Origin of the sequence: Streptomyces oryzae (genome assembly GCF_017676365.1) — a bacterium.
GTDB classification, from domain to species: domain Bacteria; phylum Actinomycetota; class Actinomycetes; order Streptomycetales; family Streptomycetaceae; genus Streptomyces; species Streptomyces oryzae.
Window position 1 is genome coordinate 23363 of record NZ_JADKMA010000085.1, and the last position, 6254, is coordinate 29616.

The 6254-nt window shown below is 74.4% G+C and carries 2 protein-coding genes; one reads left to right on the forward strand and one right to left on the reverse strand.

Annotated features, from left to right (window positions below):
- Positions 1-4: 4 nt before the first annotated feature.
- Complete coding sequence (gene kdpC / locus ITI46_RS17940) at positions 5-616, forward strand: potassium-transporting ATPase subunit KdpC (RefSeq protein ID WP_209240642.1); 612 nt, start codon at positions 5-7, stop codon at positions 614-616.
- Here kdpC and ITI46_RS17945 read toward each other — a convergent pair.
- Positions 606-6254, reverse strand: a 5649-nt coding sequence (locus tag ITI46_RS17945) for a non-ribosomal peptide synthetase (RefSeq protein WP_209240644.1), incomplete at its 5' end; no start/stop codon positions are given. The two genes, kdpC and ITI46_RS17945, sit on opposite strands and share 11 nt — an antisense overlap.

Genomic DNA, 6254 nt, shown 5'->3' on the forward strand with positions numbered 1-6254 from the left:
CGTCATGAACACCTCCGTACGCAACACCACCCGGCTGCTGTGGGGCGCCCTGCGGGCCCTGCTGGTGCTCACGGTGGTCACCGGCATCCTCTACCCGCTGGCCGTCACCGGCATCGCGCAGGCCGCCTTCCACCACAAGGCCAACGGCTCGGCCGTCAAAGCGGACGGCCGCGACGTCGGCTCGAAGCTCATCGGCCAGAGCTGGGACGTCCCGGGGACCGAGCGGCCCGACCCGAAGTGGTTCCAGCCACGCCCCTCCCACAGCAGCTACGACCCGCTCTCCACCGGCTCCAGCCAGCTGGGGGCCTCCGACAGGAAGCTGGAGAAGGCCGTGCGGGAAGCGAAGGAACAGGTCGCCGCGTTCAACGACGTTCCCGTCTCCAAGGTGCCCGCGGACGCCGTCACCGGCTCGGCCTCCGCCGTCGACCCGGACATCTCACCGGCGTACGCCAGGATCCAGACCGCCCGGGTGGCCCGCGAGAACCACCTGAGCCGGGCCCAGGTGCGGAAACTGGTGGACCAGCACACCGAAGGACGTGACCTCGGGTTCCTCGGCGAGTCCCGCGTCAATGTGCTGGAGCTCAACCTCGCGCTGCGCACCGTCGTCAAGCACTGAGGCCGCCCCCGAGAAGGGAGCCCAGGGTGCTCGTGGGATGGGCGCAGGTTTCCTGGAGGACGTCGGCGTAGGAGGTCAGAAGGGACTGGGCGGTGTCGGGGTTCCACTGGTCGGTGGCGTATTCGAGGAAGGCCCAGTAGCCGGGGGCACCGGGGTCCTCGTCCGGGCCGGCCGGGGCCGGGGCGAGGCCGAAGGTGAGGTCGCAGCGGGCGGCAGGCGCGGCCACGTCGTCCACGTGGACCTCGAGGCCGGGCAGCGAGACGCCGGTGTCCAGGGAGTTGTTGAAGGCGAAGCCGATCGGGAGGCGTTCGGGCACGTCAGGGACGCCCGAGGCGCGGATGTGGTCCAGCACCTCGAACATCGGCCGCAGCATGCCGATGGCCTCGTGGGTGGTGCTGTTGCTGTGCCGCACCAGGTCCTCGAACGTGGCCGCCGCGTCGAGCCGGATCCGTACGGAGGTCGCCATCGCGGTACAGGTGACCATCGACTCGTGCTCGGCGCGCTCGCGGTGTGCGTAGGGGATGTTGAGCAGGATGTCCCGCTCGCCGGACAGCCGGGCCAGCAGCACCGCCAGTGCGGCCGTCGCCACCGGGAAGGCGGTGGTGCTCAGGGAGCGGCCCAGGCGTTCGGCGGCCGCGCGGGTGTGCCCCGGTATCCGCAGGCGGGCGGTGCCGCCGTGGCCGCTGGGCAGGGCCGGGCGCGGCCGGTCGGCGGGCAGTCCGAGCCGGAAGGGTGCGCCGGACAGATAGCGGCTCCAGCTGTCCCTCCTGCGGGCTTCCTCCTCCGGGTCGCGGAGCCGGTGCTGGAAGTTGCCGTAGTCGGTTGACTGGGCGCCGGGCGCCGGCAGGCCGTCCGGCTCCCCGCGTACGGCAGCCGCGTACAGCGTGGCCAGCTCGTCCAGCAACTGCGACAGAGACCACGCGTCGACGCTGCTGTGGTGCAGCACCAGCATCAGCATCCAGCGGTCGGCCCCCAGCCGGATCAGCCGCGTCACCGGCTGCACCGAGCGCGTCGGGTCGAAGGGCGTCGCGGCCAGTCGGCGGCACAACTCCTCGGCCCCTGCCTCCCGTTCCGGCTCCGGGAGGCCGCTCAGATCGCGGACGGGCAGGGGGCTTCCCTCGGGCACGTCGTGCACCTCCTGCCACCAGCGCCCCTCGTCATCCCTGACGAACCGGCAGCGCAGGGCGTGGTGCCGGGCCAGCAGCCGGCCGACGGCCTGCTCCAGCGCGCCGGCGTCCAGCGGGCCGGTCATCGTCAGCCGCGTCGGTACGTTCCACACCTCCGGGCGCGCCGCCGTCCGATGAGCCCGCAGCACGGACGCCTGTTCCATGGTGACGGGTGCCCGGTGCCGCGCGCCGCGGGCGACGAGCCGGCCGGCCAGCGCGGCCACGGTCGGCTCCGCGAAGAACTCGGCCATGGTGCAGGCGGTGCCGAACTGCTCCCGTACGCGGTTCAGCAGGCGAATGGCGCTGATGGAGTGGCCGCCCACGTCGAAGAAGCTGTCGTCGTCCGAGAACGACTGCGCGGCGTCGCCGTCGAGTCCCAGCACCTGCTGCCAGCAGACGCGGAGCGCGGCGACGGTTTCCGGGCGGTCCGGGCGGTCCGGGCGGTCCCGGCGGTCCGGGTGGCCGTCGTGGGGGGCCGGGTGGTGGCCGGTGCCCTTCGCGGACGGCGTCCCCCGCGGCGCCTCCGCCGTCCTTCTCGTACTGCCGCGGTCCCACTTGCCGTTCGGGGTGACCGGCAGCCGGTCCACGACCGTCCAGCGTTCGGGGATCATCGGGCCCGGCAGCAGCTCGCCGAGGGCGCGGCGCCAGACGCGGACGGACTCGGGGCCGGTCCCAGCTGCCGCCTCGGGCACCACATGGCAGTGCAGCAGCTGTCTGCCGGCGTCATCCGTGCCGGGTGCCTGTCCGGGGACGACTCTGGCGTCCCGTACGCCGTCCAGGGTGCGGACGGCCGCCTCCACCTCGGCCGGTTCGACGCGGACGCCGTTGATCTGCGCCTGGTCGTCCACCCGCCCCACATAGTGCAGCCGCCCGTCGGGGCGGCGGCGGGCCAGGTCGCCGGTGCGGTACCAGCGGCGGCCGCTCGGATCGGTGTGGAAGCGGTCCTCGGTCGCCGGGGCTTCCCGCAGATACCCGCGCGCCACCTGCGGGCCGCCGATGTGCAGTTCGCCGACGGCGCCGACCGGCACCGGGCGGCCGGCCGCATCGCGCAGTTCCAGCCGCGTGCCCGGGGTCGGGCGGCCGAGCGAGGGCAGCCCGAAGCGGGCCCGGCCCTCGGGCGTGACCTCGCCCAGCGAGCAGAAGACAGCGGCCTCGGTGGGGCCGTAGATGTTGACGAGGGAGAACGGCAGGCCGGAGCGCGGTCGGCGGCGCAGTTGCTCGCCGCCGGTCACCAGGGCGCGCAGCGCGGTGTGCGCGGGCCAGTCCCGCGCGAGCAACTCCTCGGCAATCGGGGTGGGCAGGAAGGCCACGGTGATGCGCTGCTCCACCAGCCACCGGGTCAGCTCCGCCGGGTCGAGCCGGAGTTGCTCCGGTACGACGTGCAGCTGTGCACCCGTCGCCAGCGCGGGCCAGAGCTCCAGCGCTGTGGCGTCGAAGCCGGTTCCGCTGTACCAGGACAGCCGGTCCTCAGGGCCGATGCCGAGCCGGTCGCGGTAGGTGGCCAGCGTCGTCGCCAGGTTCCGGTGCTCCAGGACGACTCCCTTGGGGCGGCCGGTGGAGCCGGAGGTGTACAGCAGGAACGCGGGGTCGGAGCCTGCCACATCGGGGCGCTCCTGGCCGCGTGTCCCGTGCCCCTCGCGCTCGTCGGCGGGCGCCCGCAGCCGCAGCCGGTGCGGGTGGGTGCGTACTGCCGGGTGGAGCTGGTCGTCGTCGCGTACGACGACGGCGGCCGGGCCGGCGTCGTCGAGGACGGCCGTCAGCCGTGCCGCCGGCTGGGCGAGGTCGAGCGGAAGGCAGCAGGCACCGGTGTCCAGCACGCCGAGCACGGCCGCCGCGAATTCCGGGCCGCGTGGCAGGGCGAGCGCCACCGTGGCACCACGGCCGACCCCCGTGCGGCGCAGCCGGGTGGTGAGCGCCGCGGCCGTGGCGGCGATCCGGTTTCCGCTCCAGGCCCGGCCGGAGGCGTCAAGGGCGGCGTCGTGGCCGTCGTCATCACGCACGGGCGGCGCGTCGTACACCAGCGGCGCGTCGCTCGCGGGCGGGCGCAGCGAGGTCAGCGTCGGCTCGTGCGGCAGGGGCGGACCGCCGTCGCACCAGCCGTCCTCCTCCGTCTCGTCCTCGGGCGCAGCGACGGGCAGGTCGGCGAGGTGCTCGGCCGGCCCCTGCAGCGCGTCGAGGACCGCGCACAGCCGGCGCAGCATCCGCCGTACGGTGCCGGTCTCGTACAGGTCCGCGTCGTAGCGCACCCGCAGCCGCAGCCCGGTACGGGTCCGTACGGCCATCAGGGCCAGCTCCAGCGGTGCGGACAGCGTGCCCTCGGGCAGCGGCTCGGCGTGCAGCCCTGGCAGGTCGACGCCCGCCAGGTGCTCGGTGTCCAGGTCGGCGGAGACGGTGGCCAGGGGGCGGGCCGCGGCGGGTCCTGCCGCTCGGGCGGCGGGCAGTTCGTCCAGGTCGGCGAACTGGTGCCGGGCTGCGGCCAGCAGAGTGTCCCTGGTGGCGCGTACGGCGTCGGCGGGGCGCTGGCCGTCCGTCAGCCGGGCGCGCAGCGGCAGCAGCGCGGCATGGAACCCCACGGTGTCCTGGTTCGCCGCGTGGCGCCGCCCGAACGTGGAGCCGACGACGAAGTCGTCCTGCCCGCACAGGCCGCGCAGCACGATCCGCCAGCCCGTCAGCAGCGTCGCGAACAGGGTGACGCCCTGCTGCCCGCTCCACTCCCGGAGCCCCGCCAGCTTGTCCGCGTCCAGGTGGACGCTCACCGCGTCGCCCCGGCCCACCGTCCCACTGCGCGGGCGGTCGGTGGGGACTTGCGGCGCACGCGGGTCCTCGCCCAGGTGCGTACGCCACCACTCCGCGTCCTGCGGGGTGCTCGCCGGTTCTGCGAGCTCCAGCGGCGAACCGGCCGTGCGGGGGAAGCGGGGCGCGCGCTCCTCGTGCGCGGCCCGGTACAGCTCCTGGAGGTCAGCGCTGAGCAACCCGGCCGAGTGCCCGTCGGTGACCAGGTGGTGCATCGCCAGTACGAGGACGTGGTCCTTCGCGTCCAGCCGCAGCAGCCTCGGCGTGAACAGGGGGCCGCGCGCGGTGTCGTGGGGCCGGTCGCTCTCCTCGCGCAGCACCCGGCGGATCGCAGCTTCGGGGTCCTCGGCGTTCTCGGTGTTCTCGGCGTCTCCGGCGTCCGTGCCGGAGACGTCTGTGATCCGGAGGGCTGCCGGGCGGGCGGGGAGTACTTTCTGACGCAGGGTGCCTGTGCTGCCGTCCTCGAAGACGGTGCGCAGCGCGGGGTGCCGTGCGACCAGGCCGTCCAGTGCGGTGCGCAGCGCGCGTTCGTCCAGCGGGCCGCGCAGCCGAACGGCCTGGAGCTCGTTGTAGGTGCCGGGCGGCGCCAGTTGGGACGCCACCCACAGCCGCCGCTGTTCCGGCGTGGCGGGACCGCTGACGACGGGACCGCTGACAACGGGGTCGCTCACGGCGGTACCGGAGCCGTCGTGGTAGCGGGCCCGGAGCGTGCCGAGGACCTCCAGCCCGTCCCGCATCCGGTCGGCGGGCATACCGAAGTCCACCAGCGAGGCGATCTCATCCACCCCGGCCCTGCGCAGCTCGTCGATCATCGGTGCGACGCTCTGTGGGGAGCCGATCAGCGCCCGCCCGTCGCAGTAGCGGTCATAGGCCCGGCGGAAGAGCAGATCGAGGTCCTTCTCGTCGGCGTGCGCCACGTCCTGCTGCCGGTGGCCCGCAGCGGTGGCCGCCGCGCGCATGGTCAGCGACGAGCGCAGATAGCGGCACATCGGCTCCAGCGCCTCGGCCCGCGCCGTGGCGTGCTCGGCCGCGAGGTAGGTGTGCAGGAGTACGGTGACCCGGCCCGCGTCCGGGTCGAGCCCGCAGGCGGCGCGTGCGGTGCGGTAGTGCCGGATGTTCTCGGCGAGTTGGCCGATGTCCTGGTGCATCAGGTTGGTGAGGACGCCCAGGCCGTGCCGGGCGGCCTGCTCGTAGCTCTCGCGGCGGCCCGTGGTGGCCAGGGACAGCGGCGGCAGCTGCTGCACCGGGCGCGGCTGGATCCGCACCTGTGCCGGTGCGCCTTCGCCGGTACGGCGCTGCACGGTGCCGCCCTGCCACAGGCGCTTGAGCTCCGCCAGGTGCTCGAAGGTGACGTCGCGGCGGCCGGCGAACCGGTCGGGCGCCAGTACGAAGTCCTGGGCGTGCCAGCCGCTCGCGCAGCCGAGACCGACCCGGCCGCCGGAGAGGTTGTCCACCACCGACCACTCCTCGGCCACCCGCAGCGGATCGTGCAGCGGCAGGACGACCGAGCCCGCGTTCAGCCGGATCCTGCTGGTCTCCCGGCTCAGCGCGGCGGCGAGCACGGACGGGTTGGGGAAGACGCCGCCGAAGGTGTGGAAATGGCGCTCGGGCAGCCACACCGCGTGGAAGCCGTGCCGGTCGGCGAAGCGCGCGGTCTCGAGGACGAGGGCGTAGGGCCC